10 protein-coding genes and 2 pseudogenes are annotated in these 18,047 nt (G+C 70.9%); all 12 read left to right on the top strand.

The window, feature by feature from the left end; all coding sequences use genetic code 11:
* The first annotated feature begins 63 nt into the window (after nucleotides 1–63).
* Nucleotides 64–1,674, top strand: a complete 1,611-nt coding sequence (gene glpK, locus K7G19_RS13135) for a glycerol kinase GlpK (protein ID WP_226107600.1) — start codon at nucleotides 64–66, stop codon at nucleotides 1,672–1,674.
* A gap of 180 nt (nucleotides 1,675–1,854) precedes the next feature.
* Complete coding sequence (locus K7G19_RS25010) at nucleotides 1,855–3,465, top strand: glycerol-3-phosphate dehydrogenase/oxidase (protein ID WP_150082666.1); 1,611 nt, start codon at nucleotides 1,855–1,857, stop codon at nucleotides 3,463–3,465.
* An 82-nt stretch (nucleotides 3,466–3,547) separates the two neighbouring features.
* Nucleotides 3,548–3,937 carry an MliC family protein gene (locus K7G19_RS13125; RefSeq protein WP_226107599.1) on the top strand — a complete coding sequence of 130 codons (390 nt, stop codon included), beginning with the start codon at nucleotides 3,548–3,550 and terminating at the stop codon, nucleotides 3,935–3,937.
* Between the two features lie 83 nt (nucleotides 3,938–4,020).
* Nucleotides 4,021–4,404 (top strand): hypothetical protein, encoded by a 384-nt coding sequence (locus K7G19_RS13120; protein WP_053822121.1) that lies wholly within the window; start codon nucleotides 4,021–4,023, stop codon nucleotides 4,402–4,404.
* 488 nt (nucleotides 4,405–4,892) lie between these two features.
* A pseudogene (gene bcsB, locus K7G19_RS25095) lies at nucleotides 4,893–7,234 on the top strand (cellulose biosynthesis cyclic di-GMP-binding regulatory protein BcsB).
* 46 nt (nucleotides 7,235–7,280) lie between these two features.
* A complete protein-coding gene (gene bcsZ, locus K7G19_RS13110) occupies nucleotides 7,281–8,474 on the top strand; it encodes a cellulose synthase complex periplasmic endoglucanase BcsZ (RefSeq protein WP_226107598.1) in 1,194 nt (397 codons plus the stop codon).
* A complete protein-coding gene (locus tag K7G19_RS13105; RefSeq protein ID WP_226107597.1) occupies nucleotides 8,456–12,304 on the top strand; it encodes a cellulose synthase subunit BcsC-related outer membrane protein in 3,849 nt (1,282 codons plus the stop codon). Before bcsZ ends, K7G19_RS13105 begins: the two co-directional genes overlap by 19 nt.
* An 18-nt stretch (nucleotides 12,305–12,322) precedes the next feature.
* Entirely contained in the window at nucleotides 12,323–14,335 is a 2,013-nt protein-coding gene (bcsE, locus tag K7G19_RS13100) for a cellulose biosynthesis protein BcsE (RefSeq protein ID WP_226107596.1), read from the top strand.
* Nucleotides 14,336–14,342: 7 nt separating this feature from the next.
* Nucleotides 14,343–14,546 carry a hypothetical protein gene (locus tag K7G19_RS13095; protein ID WP_149319785.1) on the top strand — a complete coding sequence of 68 codons (204 nt, stop codon included), beginning with the start codon at nucleotides 14,343–14,345 and terminating at the stop codon, nucleotides 14,544–14,546.
* Nucleotides 14,543–14,816 (top strand): annotated as a pseudogene (locus K7G19_RS25090) (cellulose synthase operon protein YhjQ/BcsQ); the annotation flags it as partial. The gene K7G19_RS13095 and the pseudogene K7G19_RS25090, both read left to right, overlap by 4 nt.
* Before the next feature lie 342 nt (nucleotides 14,817–15,158).
* Nucleotides 15,159–15,458: a cellulose synthase operon protein YhjQ/BcsQ gene (locus K7G19_RS13085; RefSeq protein WP_226107593.1), complete on the top strand. Its 300-nt coding sequence runs from the start codon at nucleotides 15,159–15,161 to the stop codon at nucleotides 15,456–15,458.
* Nucleotides 15,455–18,022, top strand: coding sequence for a UDP-forming cellulose synthase catalytic subunit (gene bcsA, locus K7G19_RS13080; protein WP_226107591.1), 2,568 nt, complete (start codon nucleotides 15,455–15,457; stop codon nucleotides 18,020–18,022). The genes K7G19_RS13085 and bcsA overlap by 4 nt, the downstream gene beginning before the upstream one ends.
* The last annotated feature ends 25 nt before the right edge of the window (nucleotides 18,023–18,047 follow it).

Below are 18,047 nucleotides of genomic sequence, written 5' to 3'. Positions count from 1 at the left end.
TCCGTACGGGTCCCGGTACGAAACCACGGAATCATTGAAATCGAAATCAGCAGGATGGCAGCCATGACCGACAGCACGACGCCAGCGCGCGGCGAATACATCCTGGCGCTCGACCAGGGCACCAGCAGTTCGCGGGCAATCCTGTTCGATCATGCCGGCAATGTGGTGCGGATCGCCCAGCGCGAGTTCCGGCAATATTATCCGCAGCCCGGCCATGTCGAGCACGATCCCTACGAGATCTGGCAATCGCAGCTGGCGGTCGCGCACGAGGTGCTGAACGGCGCCAGCGTGTCGGCCGGCCAGATCCGCGCAATCGGCATCACCAACCAGCGCGAGACCGCGGTGCTGTGGGACCGCCGCACCGGCGAGCCGGTCGGCCGCGCGCTGGTCTGGCAGGACCGCCGCACCGCGCCGATGTGCGAAGCGCTGCAGCGGGACGGCCATGGCGAGCGCTTCCGCGCGAAGACCGGCCTGGTCATCGACGCCTATTTCTCCGGCACCAAGCTGCGCTGGATGCTCGACCACTACGACGGCGCGCGCGAGCGCGCGGCACGCGGCGAGCTGGCCTTCGGCACCGTCGACAGCTGGCTGATCTGGCAGCTGACCGATGGCGCGCGCCATGTCACCGACGTCTCCAACGCGTCGCGCACGATGCTGTTCAACATCCACGAATTCCGCTGGGACGACGAACTGCTGGTGCTGCTCGACATTCCGCGCAGCCTGCTGCCCGACGTGGTGCCGTCCAGCGGCGAGGTCGCGCGTACCTCGCAACGCGTGTTCGGCGCCGAACTGCCGATCGCCGGCATCGCGGGCGACCAGCAGGCGGCCACGTTCGGGCAGGCCTGCCTGTCGCCCGGCATGGCCAAGAACACCTATGGCACCGGCTGCTTCCTGCTGATGAACACCGGCTCGGCGCCGGTGGTCTCGCAGAACCGGCTGCTGACGACGATCGGCTGGCAGCTTGGCGCGGGCTCCGGCGGCACGGCACAAAGCACGGCGCAAGGCACGACACAAGGCTCGGCGCAAGCCAGCACCCAATATTGCCTTGAAGGCGGTGTCTTCATGGGCGGCGCGACGATCCAGTGGCTGCGCGACGGCCTGCAGATCATCCAGAGCGCGCCCGAGGTCGAGCCGCTGGCGCGGCAATGCGACGACACCGGCGGCGTGGTGCTGGTCCCCGCCTTCGCCGGCCTCGGCGCGCCGCACTGGGACGCGTTTGCGCGCGGCACGCTGATCGGCATCACGCGCGGCACCGGTCGTCCCCAGATCGCGCGCGCCGCGCTCGAGGCGATCGCGCTGCAAAGCGTCGACGTGCTGGATGCCATGCAGAAGGACGCCGGCATCGCGCTGGCCGAGCTGCGCGTCGATGGCGGCGCCTCGCGCAGCGACCTGCTGATGCAGATGCAGGCCGATCTGCTGGGCACCGCGGTCGTGCGTCCGCGCGTCACCGAAACCACCGCGCTGGGCGCGGCCTATCTGGCGGGCCTTGCCTGCGGCTTCTGGCGCGACCAGCAGGAACTGGCCAGCCAATGGCAGATCGAACAGCGTTTCGAGCCGCGGCTGTCGGCCGATGCACGCGAGAGCCAGCTCGCGCGCTGGCATCGCGCGGTGGAGCGCGCGCGGGACTGGGCGCGGGACGATGGGGCATCAGCCAGTGCCTCGCCGGCCGGCTGAGCGCGTTGCCTCGATACGCCAACAACGCCATCAAGCGCCAATAACCACCGACAGCCGCCGACAGCCGCCGATAGCCGCCCATAACCGACCGCCTCCGACGCCCCGCCGACGATCCCCACAATCCGCCGACGCGCCGAAGAACCGCCACCACCGACCCGACTCGCACCGCTCTTCCTTGCCATGCAGACACCCAACCCTACCCTGCCCCCGGATCGCGCGGCGCTGATCGCCACGCTGGAGCGCGAGCGCCGCTGGGACGTGATCGTGATCGGCGGCGGCGCAACCGGGCTCGGCACCGCCGTCGATGCCGCCGCGCGCGGCTATCGCACGCTGCTGCTGGAGGCCGCCGACTTCGCCAAGGGCACCTCGAGCAAGGCCACCAAGCTCGTACACGGCGGCGTGCGCTACCTGGCCCAGGGCAATATCGGGCTGGTGCGCGAGGCCCTGCAGGAGCGCGGCATGCTGGCGCGCAACGCGCCGCATCTGGTGTGGCCGCTCGGCTTCGTGGTGCCCGCCTATCAGCTGTTCGACCAGCCCTTCTACGGCATCGGCCTGAAGGTCTACGACATGCTGGCCGGCAGCCGCAACCTGATGGACAGCCGCTGGCTGAACCACCAGGAGGCGCTGGCCGCGGCGCCGACGCTGGCCGAGCATGTCGGCGGCCGCCCGCTGCGCGGCGCGAACCTGTATTTCGACGGGCAGTTCGACGACGCACGCCTGGCGATCGCCCTGATGCGCACGCTGTTCGATCTGGGCGGCATCGCGCTGAACTATGCCCGCGTGAGCGGGCTCGTGATGCAGGCCGGCGTGGTCGGCGGTGTTACCGTGCGCGACGAGCTCGGCGACGCCGAACTGACGCTGCATGCCGAGTGCGTGATCAATGCCACCGGCGTCTGGGTCGACGCGGTGCGGCGCATGGAGGACGAGCGCGCGCAGATGATGGTGGCGCCCAGCCAGGGCGTGCACCTGACGCTGCCGCGCAGCTTCCTGCCGGGCGATCGCGCGATCCTGGTGCCCAAGACCGACGACGGCCGCGTGCTGTTCCTGGTGCCCTGGAACGGCCACACGATCGTCGGCACCACCGACACGCCGCGCCGCGACCTGCCGCTGGAGCCGCGCGCCGAGGACGACGACGTCGACTTCATCCTCGAGACGGCGGCGCGCTATCTGTCGCGCGACCCCACTCGCGCCGATGTCACCAGTGTCTGGGCCGGACTGCGCCCGCTGGTCAAGGCGACCGGCGAAAGCTCGACCGCCTCGCTGTCGCGCGAACACACCATCGTGGTATCGAAAGCGGGCCTGATCACGGTGACCGGCGGCAAATGGACCACCTATCGCAAGATGGCCGAGGACGTGGTGGACACCGCGATTCGCCGCCAGATGCTGCGCGCCGCGCCCTGCGTGACCGCCGACCTGCCGCTGCATGGCGCCGGCGCGTGGGCCGGCCAGCAGGCCAACCTGAACGCGCCGGACCGCTACTATGGCGGCGACCTCGGTCTGCTGCGCAGCCTGCCGGGCGCGGACAACGTGATCGCGCCGGAATCGGGCCTGACCGAAGCGCATGTCCGCTTCGCCGCGCGCTACGAATTGGCGCGCAAGGTCGAGGACGTGGTGGCGCGCCGCAACCGGCTGCTGTTCCTCGATGCCCGCGCCGCCGAGGCCGCGGCCCCCCGCGTGGCCGCGATCCTCGCGCAAGAGCTGGGCCACGATGCCGCCTGGCAGCAGGCGGAGATCGACAGTCTGCGCAGCCTCGCGGCAAGCTACCGGCTCGATGGCGGCGCGGGACGTTGAGCGGGACGTTGCGCTTCATGTGCCGGCGCCCCTTCATCGATTGCCTTTTACCGCTTCGCTGCAGGAACCAACCGATATGGCCATGCCCTTCCCCCGTCCGTCCTTTTCCCTTCGCCGCGCCGCGCTGATGCCCTGCGCCGCGCTGATTGCGGCGGTCTCCTTCACCGCGCCGGCACAGGCCCGCCCCGGCATCGATGGCGTACGCTTCGACCCGCCGGTCACCGTGCGCTACCGCTGCGACGGCGGCAAACAGCTGACCGCACGCTATTTCAACAGCCCCGACAACCAGATCGCGATCCTGCGGCTCGACGGCAAGCCGCTGCTGTTCGTCACCGTGCTGAGCGCGTCCGGCGCGCGCTATGCGCATGGCCAGCATGTCTGGTGGACCAGGGGCGACGACGCGATGCTGCAGGACATCACGCAGGGCGAAAACGCGCCTCCCGTCTACGCGAATTGCCACGCGCAGCGATAAGCGCGCCGCGCCAGACGCGCGGAGGGTGGGCGCGGCCATGGTGTCCGAGCGATAATGCGGGTCATCGAATCAGGGAGAACACCATGGACGAGATAGACGATCTGTCCGATCTGCCGATGCCCCGCTTCATCTGGGGCTTCGCCATCGCCACCGGCAAGGGGGGCGAAGTGATGCACGACGAATTCGAGTATCTGACGCATACCCGCAGCCCGCGCTTCACCTGCCGCGTGGTGGAGCTCGAGGACATGCCCACCGAGAGCGACGAGTCCGGCATCGACGGCCGCATCGTCCACTACGACGATCCCGCACGCCTGTTCTACATCACCGATGCCGGCATGGCGCTGGTCAATTTCGAGCTGTTCGACAAGCTGCCCGACCGCCAGAAGCTGAAGAAGGTCTGCGACGAGGCCATCCGCAACTGGATGATCCGCCGCGACTTCCTCGACAGCGAGGATGACGAGGATTGAGCCGCAAACCCGCCGAAAACGGGCCGCAGAGGGCACAGACAGTCGGACACCCGGTCGGCCCAGTCCTACAAACCTAGCGGAGGGGTCCCGACAGTAGGCCCCGCCCCCGCTCCCTATAGTGAAGCCATGGAGTTCACGACAAGGAGCGAAACCATGCCTTATATCCTCGCCTGGTTGCTGGGTGTACCGGCCTTCGTGCTGGTCCTGATCTGGCTGTTCGCGCACTGATCCGCGGACGTGGCCGGCGGCCTCCGCGACCGTCTCGCCGTCGGCCACGCCCCATGTGGCAACGATCCAACGTCCGCCCGCAAGGCGGACGTTTTTATTGCGCGCCGCCATCCCGCCGCAGCGGTCGTCCAAACACATTGGTGTAGACTCCGCCGGACAAGGCGCATCGTATTGCCACAGAGCGCCGCCCCCGCCGCTGCTATCGAGGGGAACATGGCCAGACGGACGCTACACGGGCGTTCATCGTTTATTTGGCATTGATGACGAGGATCGATCTGACCGCCGCCACGCCGCGCCGACGTGGCGCCATGCTGACCACGGCATGCCTTCTGGCCGCGCTGGCCTTGCCGCCGGCGCACTCCCAACCCGCTTCCCCCGCTACGGCAATCGAAGGCCCGAACAGCAACGGAGGCGCCGCCACGTCATCCGCCAGCGCCCCGGCCGCAACAGCTGCGCCGGCCGGCACGCCGACGCGCCGCCAGACGCTGACGGTCGCCGAGATGGGCGCCTATGGTCCGATCGCACTGCGCGGACTCGACCCCGAACGCGTGCTCAATGTCGGCATCCGTGCGGACGAGGTCGTCACCAGCGCCACGCTGCGGCTGCACTATACGTATTCGCCCTCGCTGATCTATCCGCTGTCGCATCTGAAGGTCAAGCTCAACGACGAGGTCGTCGCCACGCTGCCGCTCGAAGCGAATCGCGCGGCCCAGCAGGTCACGCGCGAGATTGCGCTGGAGCCGCGGCTGTTTACCGACTTCAATCGCCTGGCGATCGAATTCATCGGCCACTACACCGTGGACCACTGCGAGGACGCCGCGCATTCGGCGCTGTGGACCGATATCAGCGCCAACAGCACGCTGACGCTGACCACCGCCGCGCTGCGGCTGCCGGACAACCTCGCGCTGCTGCCGCTGCCCTTCTTCGATCGCCGCGACAATCGCCGCGTCACCGTGCCGTTCGTGCTCGCCGAGAACGCCGACATGGCGACGCTGCGCGCGGCCGGCGTGGTGGCGTCGTGGCTGGGCGCGCTGGCCGACTACCGCGGCGCGCGCTTCCCCGTGGCGCGCAGCGCGCCGGCGGGCCAGCACGCGATCATCTGACCCTGCCCGGCCCCGGCGCGGCCGCGCTGGGCCTGCGCGAGATCGCCGGGCCGTCGGTCACGGTGATGCCCAATCCGAACAGCCCCGACCACAAGCTGCTGGTGATCGCCGGCCGCAATGCCGAGGAACTGCAGACCGCGGCCAATGCGCTGGTGCTCGGCAAGGCGGCGATGGCGGGCCGCCAGGCACTGATCCAGACCGTCGACCTGGGACCGCCGCGCGCGCCGTATGACGCGCCGAACTGGGCGCCGGTCCATCGTCCGGTGCTGTTCCGCGAGCTGGTTACCGATCCGCAGCAGCTGCAGGTCTCGGGCAACGACCCGCAGGCGATCCGCGTCAATCTGCGCGTGCCGGCCGACCTGTACGGCTGGAACCAGCGCAGCGTGCCGCTGAACCTCAAATACCGCTACACGGCACCGTCGACCTACAACGACTCGGTGCTGAACGTCGATATCAACGAGCAGCTGGTGCGCTCGTACCGGCTTCGTCCGCTGTCGGGCAGCGACGACGAGAACCTGGTCAGCGTGCCGCTGCTGTCGGGCAGCGACGCGGTGGTGTCCAACGAGATCCGCGTGCCGGCCTTCCGCGTCGGCAGCGACAACCAGATGCAGTTCCGCTTCCATCTGGATTCGCAGAAGACGGGCCTGTGCGCGTCGACGCCGGCCAAGGTCGCGCGCGCGGCGATCGATCCGGACTCGAGCATCGACTTCAGCGGCTTCGCGCACTACGCCGCGATGCCGAACCTGGCGTTCTTCGCCAACAGCGGCTACCCGTTCACGCGCCTGGCCGACCTGGCCGATACCGCGGTGGTGCTGCCCGACGCGCCGCGCGCGATCGATCAGGAAGCCCTGCTGACGCTGCTCGGCCATATGGGCCGCTGGACCGGGCTGCCGGCGCTGCGCGTCACGGTGGTGCCGGCGAAGGACGTCGAATCGGTCGGCCAGCGCAACCTGCTGATCGTCGGCAACGGCAGCGCCGGCGAACTGCTGGCGCGCTGGGGCAAGTCGCTGCCGCTGATGATCGCGCGCGGCAAGACCGAGATGGCGCTGCGCGACCAGCGCGCCAGCGCGTGGTCGAACTGGCTCAGCGACAGCGAGCCGGAGACGATGACGCCGGCGGGCCGCGCGATCCTGTCGGCCGACGGCCCGTTGGCCGCGCTGGTCGGCTTCGAATCGCCCTACCGCGAACGGCACAGCGTGGTCGCGGTGACCGCGACCGAGGCCGACCGGCTCGGCGACGTGCTCGATGCCCTCGACGATCCGACCAAGGTCGCGCAGATCCGCGGCGACCTGACCGTGGTGCGCGCCAAGGAGGTGGAAGGCCTGCGGCTCGGCGAGCGCTATTTCGTCGGCGATTTCCCTTGGTATGCGCGGGTCTGGGTGCGGGTGTCCTCGCACCCGGTATTCCTCGGCATCGCGGGCATCCTGGCCGGCCTCGCAGTGGCGCTGAGCGCGTTCTGGGCGCTGTCCCGGCTGGCGGCGCGGCGTAACGGAGGCTGAGATGGCGGGGTTCGGGATGGCCGGGTCCGCGATGGCGGGGGTCGCGATGACTGCGTGCCTGCGCGGCAACGTCCGCCGGCTCGCGGCGGCGGCGCGCGCGCTGCTCGGCGCCGCGCTGCTGACCGCGTCGCTCGGCTGCGCCGCGGCGTCCTGTCCCTGGCCCGCCTGGGACAGCTTCAAGCGCGACACCATCAGCGCCGACGGCCGCGTGATCGACGCCAGCACGCCGCAGCAGACCACGGTGTCCGAAGGCCAGGCCTATGCGCTGTTCTTCGCGCTGGTCGCCAACGACCGGCCGACCTTCGAGCGGCTGCTCGCCTGGACCGAGAACAACCTCGCCGAGGGCGATCTCGCTTCACGTCTGCCGGCATGGATCTGGGGCAAGCGCGAGGCCGCCGACGGCAAGCCCGAGAGCTGGGGCGTGCTCGACGCCAACCCCGCCTCCGACGCGGATCTGTGGATCGCCTATGCGCTGCTCGAGGCCGGCCGCCTCTGGCAGGAACGCCGCTACACCGCACTGGGCACCGTGATCGCGCGCCAGGTGGTGCGCCAGGAGACCGCGCTGCTGCCGGGGCTGGGCCGCACGCTGCTGCCCGGGCCGATGGGCTTTCATCCTTCGCCGACGATGTGGCGGCTCAATCCGAGCTATGTGCCGCCGCAGCTGATGCGCCGGTTTGCCGCGCTGTGGCCGCAACAGACGGAATGGGCGCAGCTGCTGTCCAGTTCGGCCCGCCTGCTGCTCGATACCGCGCCGCGCGGCTTCTCGCCCGACTGGGTCGAATATCACGCGGGTGCGAAACCGGGCTTCCGCCCCGACCAGCAGACGCAGGCCGAAGGCGCGTACAACGCGATCCGCGTCTATCTGTGGGCCGGCATGCTGGCGCCGCAGGATCCGCTGCGCACCCCGCTGCTGAAGACCTATCGCCCGATGGCGGACTACACCATCGCGCACGGCCATCCGCCCGAGCGCGTCGATACGCGCTCCGGCACCGTCGGGCCGAATTCGGGCAACGGGGGCTTTTCCGCCGCGGTGGCGCCGTATCTGGCCGCGCTCGGCGAGACCGGCGCGGCGCAGCGCCAGGTCGAGCGGATGCGCAAGCTGTCCGCCGAACAGCCGCTGGGCTATTACAGCCAGGTGCTGGCGCTGTTCGCCCTCGGCCATCTCGATGGCCTGTACCGTTTCGAAGCCGACGGCGCGCTGACGCCGGCCTGGACAGCGACATGCCCCGTTCGCCGCTGATCCCCGCCGCCGCGGTGCTGCTCGTCCCGGCGATGCCCGCGGCAGCGCAGGCCCCAACCGCGCCAGCTGCGCCTGCCGCGCCGGCCCCGTCATCAGCCAATGCGGAGCTCGCCCGCCTGCTGTCTTCGGCGCGCATGTGGGAAGCCAAGAATCGCGCCGACCTGGCGCGCAGCGCCCTCGACAAGATCCTGACCATCGAGCCGCAGCAGCCCGATGCGCTGCTGTTGCTGGCGCAGATCGAGCTGCGCTCGAACCGCCCGGCCGAGGCGCAACGTATCCTGCAGCGCCTGCGCCAGCATCATCCGAAGCAGCCGGCCACCCGCGAGCTCGAGGACACCTACCGCATCGCCACGCAGGACAAGCGCGAGATGGCGACGGTACGCATGCTGGCGCGCGGCGGCAACGAGAAGGAAGCGCTCGACCGGCTGCAGCGGCTGTTTCCCGACGGGCCGCCGCAGGGCGAGCTGGCGATCGACTACTACCGCATCCTGGCGGGCACCGACGCCGGCCGTCCGCGCGCCATCGCCGAACTGCGCAGACAACTGGCGCAGCGGCCCGACGATGCGCGCCTCGCGCTGGTGCTGGGGGACCTGCTGACCGACCGCCCCGCCACGCGCGCCGAAGGCCTCGATCTGCTGTATCGACTGAGCCAGCGCACCGACGCCGACCGCAAGACCGCGCTCGACATCTGGCGCCGCACGCTGTATCGCGTCAATGACGATCCCGCTTACGCGGTCTGGTTCGAGCGCTATCTGAAGGAAGTGCCCGACGACGACATCGCGCGGCAGACGCTGGCCGAACTCGAGGCCAGGCGAGAGGCGCATCGGCGCATGCTGGCCGATCCCGCCTGGCAGGCGCGCCAGCGCGGCCTGCGGCAGCTCGAGCGCGGCAACCTTGCCGAAGCGCAGGCCGCCTTCGAACAGGCCATGCGCACGCGCGGCAACGATGCCGAGGTGGTCGGCGGCCTGGGCCTGGTGCGCCTGCGCGAGGGCCGCCACGACGAGGCGCGCGCGCTGTTTTCCCGCGCGCTGCAGCTCGATCCCGAGCAGCGCAACAAATGGCGCAGCCTGCTGGATACCGCCACCTTCTGGGGCACGATCGCACGCGCGCGGCTGGCCGGCACGCAGGGCAAGCCCGCCGAGGCCGAGACACTGGCCCGGCAGGCGCTGGCGCGCCAGCCCGACAACGCCGATGCGCTCGTCATCCTGGCCGACGCGCTGGTTGCGCAGCAACGCGAGGCTGAAGCCGAGACGCTGCTGCGCCAGCAACTGGCCGGCCGCACGCCGGACCCTGGCGCGCTGCGCCGGCTGGTGGCGCTGCTGCAGAACAGCGGCCGCCACGCCGAAATCGGACCGCTGCTGGCCGCGACCGAAGCGCGCCTGCAGAAATCGCCGGCCAATGCGGAAACGCTGCGCCAGTTGCGCGCCGAGCTGCTGACGCGCCAGGCCGACCAGCTGCTGGCCGAGCGCCGCGCGAGCCCGGCCATCGCGCGGCTGGAGGAGGCGCTGCGGCTGACACCCGAGGCGCCCTGGACGCGCTACACGCTGGCGCGGGCCTATCGCGATCTCGGCCTGCCTGCGCTGGGCCGCGAGACCATGGACGAGGGCCTGCGCCTCGCGCCGGGCGCCGACATGCGCTATGCGGGCGCGCTGTTCCTGAATTCGGTCGACGACCCCGATGCCGCCGCCACGCTGCTGGCGCAGATTCCCGACACCGAGCGCACCGAGGGCATGCGCGAACTCGGCGGCAATCTGCGCGCGCAGCAGTGGCTGCGGCAGGGCCGCCTGGCGCTGGCCGCCGGCCGTCCCGACGAGGCGCGCGCGCTGCTGCGGCAAGCCGCCGACGCGACGCAGGCGGACCCGCAGATGCTGGCCACCGTCGGCCGCGAAGCGATCGCGCTGGGCGAGGCCGACTATGGGCTCGGGCTGGTGCAACAGTGGCTGGCCGCCCATCCCGACGATCCTGCGATCGGCGTGCGGCTGCGTTACGGCGAGCTGCTGGCCGCCGCGGGCCGCGACGATGCGCTGCGCGCGTGGCTGGATGACCTGCGTGCCCGCGATGCGCGGACCCGCGGTCAACGGGGCGCCTTCGAACCCGGGCAGCGCGCCGCGCTGGACGACCAGGCGCTGCGGCTCGCGCTGCGCGACACCGACCGCCATCTCGACGCCGACGATCCCGCCGGTGCGCTGCGCGTGCTGGCGGCGGTGCCGGCCGGACAGCAACAGGACCGGCGCTGGTCGCTCGCGTTGGCCGACGTGCGGGAGCGGCAAGGCGATCTCGATGGCGCCGCCGCTGCCGCGCGCACGGTGCTCGCACGCAGCCCGGACGATGCCGAGGCGCGCCTGACGCTGGCCCGGCTCGCCGAACGCGCCCGGCGCAACGACGAGGCGCTGCGCATCGTGCGCGACGTGCTGGCCGGCACGGCGGAGGACGATATCGATACGCGGCTGTCGGCAGCGCGGCGCCTGACCGCGCTGCGCCGCGACGGCGAAGCGGCCGCGGTGGTCGACGCGCTGCGCCAGCGCTATCCGCAGCGCGCGGATATCGTCGTACAGCAGGGGCGCATCGCGCAGTCGCGCGGCGAGTTCAACGAGGCGGCCTCGCTGTACCGGCAGGCCCGCACGCTCGAACAGGCCGAGGCCGCGGCGCCCGCGGCCGGCGGCACCGCCGCGCAGCGCGCGCTGCAGGATCTCGATGCGCGTCGCGACGGCCAGGTCGCCACCGCGACGCTGTTCTCGCGCAAGTCCGGCGACAGCGGCATTTCCGAGCTGAGCGCCACCGAAATCCCGCTCTACGTGCGGATTCCGCATGGCTACACCGGCCATGTGTTCTTCCACGCCGATACCGTGCTGCTCGATGCCGGCACGCTGCGCACGGACGTCGCCAACGGCGCCGACGAGTTCGGCCAGATCGCCGCGCGCGGCGGCGCCGGCATCGCGCCGCGCGGGCAATCCGACAAGGGCGTGGCGCTGGCCGCGGGCTATGCGTACAACGGCGCCTACGACAGCTGGCGCGCGGATCTCGGCACGACCCCGCTCGGCTTCCTGCAGCAGACCGTGGTGGGCGGACTGCGCTATCGCGCCGAGCTGAACCGCGCCGCGGCCACGGTCGACGTGTCGCGCCGCGCGGTCACCAGCAGCCTGATCTCCTACGCCGGCGCGATCGATCCGGCCAGCGGCGAACGCTGGGGTGGCGTGGCGCGCAACGGCATCACGCTTGGGTACTCGCACGATGTCGGGCGCGGCAGCGTGTTCGCCACCGTTGGCGCCGGCGTGCTGACCGGGCACAACGTCCGCACCAATCGCGAGTTCACGGTGCGCGCCGGCTTCGACTGGCCGCTGCTGCAGGCGCGCAACCAGCGCGTGACCAGCGGCCTGGTGGTCAACTACTGGCGCTACCAGGAAAACCTGCGCTACTACACCTTCGGCCACGGCGGCTACTACAGCCCGCAGCGCTATCTGTCGCTGGCGGTGCCGCTCGAATGGACGGGACGGCGCGGCGCGTGGTCGTGGCGGCTGGGCGGCTCGGCCGGCTGGTCGGATACCTACGAGAAGGACATGCCCTACTATCCGACCCGGCCGGACCTGCAGCGCATGGCGGGCGATCGGACGTTCCGCGGCGGAAACGGCGGCGGCTTCAGCTATACCGCGCTGGCCGCGGTCGAATACCGCTTCGCGCCGAAGTGGGTCGCCGGCATGGCGCTGCAGATCGACCGCTCGCGCGACTATGCGCCCAATCGCGCGATCGCCTATCTGCGCTATCACTTCGAACCGCAGCGCGGGCCGGTGCCGTTCCCGCCCGAGCCGGTTCGACCGTATTCCTCGTACTAGATCGGATCGACGCGAATCATGAACCCATCGACGAGGCCCGCCACCACCTCCCTGACACCGTCCTCCGCCGCGGCGACGGCGACGCCCGCCCCGCCGCGCTCGGCGCTGTTCGCGCGGCTGCAGGCGCGGCCCTCGCTGGCGATCGACGGCCTCCCGGCCGAACTGGCGACGCTGGCGGCTGGCCACGTGCATATCGTCTATGCCGAGCCGTCGCCGGCGCGCGATGCGCTTTTCTGGCAGACCGCCGCCAACGCGCTGCGCGGACCGGCCACGGTGCTGTCCGCACGTCCGGTCGACGGCATCGCGCAGGCGCTGCGCGAGCACGGCCTCGATATCGACGTCGGCGGCGCGCTGCATCATCGCGCCAATCTGTGCGGGCTGCGAGTCGGCCGCGCTCACGGCAGCAGCAACGGCAATGGAAGCCGCGCCGCCGGCATCGACACGCTGACCGATGCGCTGCAGGCGCTGGCAGACCAATGCGCGGCCCGCCACAGCGTGGTGATCGTCGAAGGCGCGGAGGCCTGCTTCTCCTGGGACGACGGCGCGCGCCTGTCGCGCGAAGGCGCGCGGCTCGCCGCGTGGTGCGCGCGCGAGCGGCTGTCGCTGCTGCTGGTGCTGGCGCCGCCGACGGACGACCTCGACGAGATCCGGCGGCCGGCCGATCTCGGCAGCCTGCACGCCCGCTTCGCCGGTGCCGCGCATCTGTCCCAGGTGCAGGGCCAATACACCTGGGAGGTGGCGTTCTGGCGCGATCGCGAAGCGGTGCTCGCCAGCCGCTCGCTGCCGCTGCGCTTCGCCGCCGATGAGCATCGCCTGATGGTCAGCGGCGCCGGCGCGGACGGCGAAGGCGAAGCGGCGGCGGCCGGCCTGCTCGCGCCCGACGAACATCGCGTGATCGTTTGCCGCGACGCCGTCGCCCACGAGCGTTGGGTGCCGGAGTCCTGGCAGCTGGTCGACAGCAACGAGGCCGCGGTGGCCAGCGCCGGCGGCGCGGTGGCGGCGACCGTGCTGCTGCACTACCAGGGCAACCGCGCCTTCGAGACGCTGGCCGAGCAGGTGCACCGGCTGCGGCGCACGCGCGGCAGCGCGCTGAAGATCGTCGTGCGCGAGGACCAGGAAGCGATGCGGCAGCACTACGAGCTGCTGCTGCTCAATCTCGGCGCCAACCTGGTGATCGCGCGGCGCACGCCGTTCGCGCGCGTGCAGGCGATGCTCGAGGGCGTGCAGGGACAGGTGTTCTCGCGTCCGCTGCCGGCGGACTACCGCACCGCGTTGTCGGCGGTGCTGACGGGCTCGGCGATCGGCTACGTGCCCCCGGCCGAATTCATCGACACGGTGCGCGGCGCGGTCGAACAGGGCCGGACCATCCGGCTGCCGCACGTGCTGCTGCGCCTGACGCTGCTGCCGGAGGTCGCGCATATCGACGCGCTGCGCGCCTGCCGCATGAACCGTACCGGCGATATCTGCAGCGCCGATGCCGACAGCGTCTACGTGTTCTTCTTTGCCTGCCGGCTCGACGACGCCGACGCGGTCTGCCGGCGCGTGTTCCAGCGGCCGCTGGAGGCGCTGTTCTCGGGCGAGCTGCGCTGCGGCGACGCGCCGACCATCGAGGCCGCGCTGAACGCGTTCGCGCAGCAGGCCGCGGAGCGGACGCTGCCCGACTACAGCGGCTGGCTGCAGGCGCGGGAGGAAGCCAGCGCGGCGGCGGTGGCGGAAGGCGCTACGGTGGCCGAAGGCGCCACGGTGCCCGCCATGCCGGCCGAGGCAAGTCCGCAGGCCGGAGCCGGTGCCTGGCCCGAGGACCGCGGCGAACATCGCGCCGACATTCGCGCCGAAATCACCGCTGAAAATCGCGCGCGGAATCGCGCCGAGGATCACGCCGAACATCGCGCAGAACATCGCGCCGGCCCCGCGCTGCCGCTGCTGTCCCCGCTCGATGCGCTGCGGCCGGCCGCAGCGGCTCACGCCACGCATTCCAAACCCCGCACCGCGCCGACGCCGGCCGCGGTGCCGCTCAAAGCCCGGGAATAGCATCGCCATGCGCGTCTTTATCGGATATTTCATCTGGGGCCTGATACTGGCCGCCCCCGTCGCCTGGCTGATCTGGAAGCTGGACCTCATGCGCGTGATGCCGCGCTGGTTCCAGCCGCGCCAGCGCCGCGCGGTGCGGCTGCCGCCCCAGCTCGAAGGCATCGTGATCCGCGGCAAGCGGTGGCAGGCGCCGAAGGACGGCACGCGATGAAGACGATCGCCATCGTCGCGCCGGTAGGCGGCGCGGGCCGCAGCACGATGACCGCCGCGCTGGCCTCGCTGCTGGCCGGGCGCGGGCATGCGGTGCTGGCGCTGGAGTGCGATCCGCGTAATCTGCTCGGCCTGCATTTTGGCCTGCGCGAGCCGGTCGAACGCGGGCTGGTCGACGCGGCGCTGCGGCCGTCGGCGAGCGACTGGGCCACCGCGGCCCTGCGCAGCGACGACGACGTGCTGCTGGTGCCGTGGGGTCAGGTGGATGGATTGCCTCGCGACAACGGTGGTGGCGACAGCCACGGCCACAGCCACAGCCACGGCCACGGCCACGGCCACAGCCACGGCGACGGCGAACGCGAACGCGAACGCGAACGCGGCGGCACCGATGATGACGCCGAGGCCGTCGCCACGCGCTGCCTGATCGAGCAGCCGCACTGGCTGCGCGCGCTGCTGGCGCAGGTCGCGACCTGCCCGACGACGGCATTGTCCTGATCGGATACGCCCGCCTGGCCGGCCCTGCATGCCACGCAGGCGCTCGCCGCCGCGGATCTGGCGCTGGTGCTGGCGCCGCCCGAGCCGGAGGTCTGCGCCACGCTGCCGCGCATGCAACATGCGCTGGAACGGATCGGCCTGCCCTATCGCGTGGTGGCAACGCGGGTCCCAGCCCGCGCGCCAGCTGCATGGCGATGTGCTGGCGCTGCTGCGCACCCGGCTGCGCGAGCGGCTGCTGCCCTATCAGGTGCATCTGGATCACGGCCTGCCCGAAGCGCTGGCGCGCGGCGAGAACTTCTGCCGCGCGATGCCGCATTCGCAGGCCGCGCACGATCTGCAGGGCATCGCAGCCTGGCTGTCGCAATGGATCGCGGCATCGCTTGGTGCGGCCGCGCAAGACGCGGGGACACGCAGATGATCCTCGGCGTGCTGCTCGACCTGACCCTGCGGCTGCGTGCCGCGCTGGCCCAAGGCCTGGATCTTGGCGAGCGGCCCGCGCGCAACGAATGGCTGGTGCGCCTGTTCTTCCGCCCGGCGCGGCCCGGCAAGCGCGACTGGCCGGCCGAGTTTGCCGCGTGGCTGTCGGCCCGCTCCGCCGAGCGTCTTGGCATCGATCCACGTCACAGCCTGCCGCGTCGCGTATGGCGATTGTTCGTGCGCCCGCCCCGGCCGCGCCGGCGCCTGGCCGCGCCGACGCGCCGGCGCAGCCCGCAGGAACAGGCGCCGCCGCAATCGCCGCTGCGCCGCTGGCTCGATCACCGGCTCGAGCCGGCCTATCGCTACGTCGCGCGCAAGCGGCGGCGCCTGGCGGCGCGCCTGCCGCGCGTCGACTGGATGCGTGCCAGCAGCGGCCTGGCCCACGTGGCGGCGCTGGTGCATCGCGTGCGCGGCCTCGCGCCCACGCTGCTGGTGCTGGCCGCGCTGACCGGGCTGGTGCTGTGCACCACGCCGCTGCCGCTGGGCGGACAGCTGACCGTGTTCGCGCTGGTCTGGATCGCGGTGATGGTGCTGCGCAGGATCCCGGGGCGCTTCCCCACGCTGACGATGATGGCGCTGTCGCTGCTGATGACGCTGCGCTATATCTGGTGGCGTGCCACCGAGACGCTGGACCTGGCCACGCCGATGGAGGTCACCATCGGCTATCTGCTGTTCGCCGCCGAGGCCTACACCTGGCTGGTGCTGATCCTCGGCTATGTGCAGACCGCCTGGCCGTTGTCGCGCCGGCCCAAGCCGATGCCGGCCGATCCTGCGCAATGGCCGACCGTCGACGTCTATATCCCGACCTACAACGAGCCGCTGTCGGTGGTGCAGCCGACCGTCTACGCCGCGCGCAGCCTCGACTGGCCCAGCGGCAAGCTGAACATCTACCTGCTGGACGACGGCCGGCGGCCGCAGATGCAGGCCTTCGCGGAGCAGGCCGGCGTGCACTACCTGACGCGCAACGACAATCGGCACGCCAAGGCCGGCAATATCAACCATGCGCTGTCGGTGACGCAGGGCGACTACATCGCGATCTTCGATTGCGACCACATTCCGACCCGCTCCTTCCTGCAGATGACGATGGGCGAGTTCATCGCCGATCCGCGCTGCGCGATGGTGCAGACGCCCCACCACTTCTTCTCGCCCGATCCGTTCGAGCGCAACTTCGATACCTTCCGCCGCGTGCCCAACGAAGGAAGCCTGTTCTACGGGCTGATCCAGGACGGCAACGACCTGTGGAACGCGGCCTTCTTCTGCGGCTCGTGCGCCGTGATCAAGCGTGCGCCGCTGGCCGAGATCGGCGGCATCGCGGTCGAGACCGTGACCGAGGATGCGCACACCGCGCTGAAGCTGCACCGGCGCGGCTACAACACCGCGTACCTGCGCACCGTGCAGGCGGCTGGGCTGGCCACCGAAAGCCTGGCCAGCCATATCGGCCAGCGCATCCGCTGGGCGCGCGGCATGGCGCAGATCTTCCGCATCGACAATCCGCTGCTCGGCAAGGGGCTCAAGCTGTTCCAGCGGCTGTGCTACTCGAACGCGATGCTGCATTTCTTCTACGGCATCCCGCGGCTGATCTTCCTGACGATGCCGCTCGCCTACCTGGTGTTCGGCATGCATGTGATCAACACCTCGGCGGCGATGATCGCGGCCTACGTGCTGCCCTATCTGGTGATCGCCAACATCACCAACTCGCGCATCCAGGGCAAGTACCGGCATTCGTTCTGGGCCGAGGTCTACGAATCGGTGCTGGCGTGGTACATCGTGCTGCCGACCACGATGGCCTTCATCAATCCGCGGCTCGGCAAGTTCAACGTGACGGCCAAGGGCGGCCGGATCGAGGACGACTACCTGGACTGGACGATCTCCAAGCCCTATCTGCTGCTGCTCGCCCTGAACGTGGCGGGCCTGGGCATGGGCGTGGGCCGGCTGCTGATGGGCACCACCACGGAACCCGGCACGGTCGTGATGAACATGGTCTGGGCGACCGTCAACCTGCTGATGCTCGGCGCGGCCATCGGCGTCGCCAAGGAAGCGCGCCAGGTGCGCGTGTCGCACCGGATTCCGATGCGCGTGCCGGCCACGCTGCTGCTGCCGGACGGCACCACGCTGGCGTGCAAGACCGAGAACTATTCGCTGGGCGGCCTGGGACTGCTGCTGCCGATCGACGTGGCGCTCGGCGAAGGCGAACGCGTCGGCGTCTGCCTGTCGCGCGGCGCGCGCGAATACCACTTCGCCGCCACGGTGGCGCGCAACGTCAACCGCCACCTGGGCGTGCGGATGCAGGACCTGAGCCCGGAAGCCGAGACGCAGCTGATCCAGTGCACCTTCGGCCGTGCCGACGCGTGGATCGACTGGCTGGACGACCAGCCGCGCGACGCGCCGCTGCGCGGGCTCAAGGAGGTCATCGAGATGGGTTATCAAGGCTTCCTGCGCCTGTACGACGCCGCGATCGACATGCTCGAGGCCGCGCTGGTGCGGCGGCGAACGCGGCAGTCCTGAGTCCGGGCACGCGCACCGTCGTTGC

Source organism: Cupriavidus sp. DB3 (assembly GCF_020418465.1).
GTDB classification, from domain to species: domain Bacteria; phylum Pseudomonadota; class Gammaproteobacteria; order Burkholderiales; family Burkholderiaceae; genus Cupriavidus; species Cupriavidus cauae.
This window is presented reverse-complemented; position numbering and strand designations above follow the sequence as displayed.

Coding starts and splice junctions, on each gene's coding strand:
- K7G19_RS13105 (WP_226107597.1), top strand. CDS start 8,456: ATGCCCCGTTCGCCGCTGATCCCCGCCGCCGCGGTGCTGCTCGTCCCG.
- K7G19_RS13095 (WP_149319785.1), top strand. CDS start 14,343: ATGCGCGTCTTTATCGGATATTTCATCTGGGGCCTGATACTGGCCGCC.
- K7G19_RS13120 (WP_053822121.1), top strand. CDS start 4,021: ATGGACGAGATAGACGATCTGTCCGATCTGCCGATGCCCCGCTTCATC.
- bcsA (WP_226107591.1), top strand. CDS start 15,455: ATGATCCTCGGCGTGCTGCTCGACCTGACCCTGCGGCTGCGTGCCGCG.
- K7G19_RS13085 (WP_226107593.1), top strand. CDS start 15,159: ATGCGCTGGAACGGATCGGCCTGCCCTATCGCGTGGTGGCAACGCGGG.
- bcsZ (WP_226107598.1), top strand. CDS start 7,281: ATGACTGCGTGCCTGCGCGGCAACGTCCGCCGGCTCGCGGCGGCGGCG.
- bcsE (WP_226107596.1), top strand. CDS start 12,323: ATGAACCCATCGACGAGGCCCGCCACCACCTCCCTGACACCGTCCTCC.
- glpK (WP_226107600.1), top strand. CDS start 64: ATGACCGACAGCACGACGCCAGCGCGCGGCGAATACATCCTGGCGCTC.
- K7G19_RS13125 (WP_226107599.1), top strand. CDS start 3,548: ATGCCCTTCCCCCGTCCGTCCTTTTCCCTTCGCCGCGCCGCGCTGATG.
- K7G19_RS25010 (WP_150082666.1), top strand. CDS start 1,855: ATGCAGACACCCAACCCTACCCTGCCCCCGGATCGCGCGGCGCTGATC.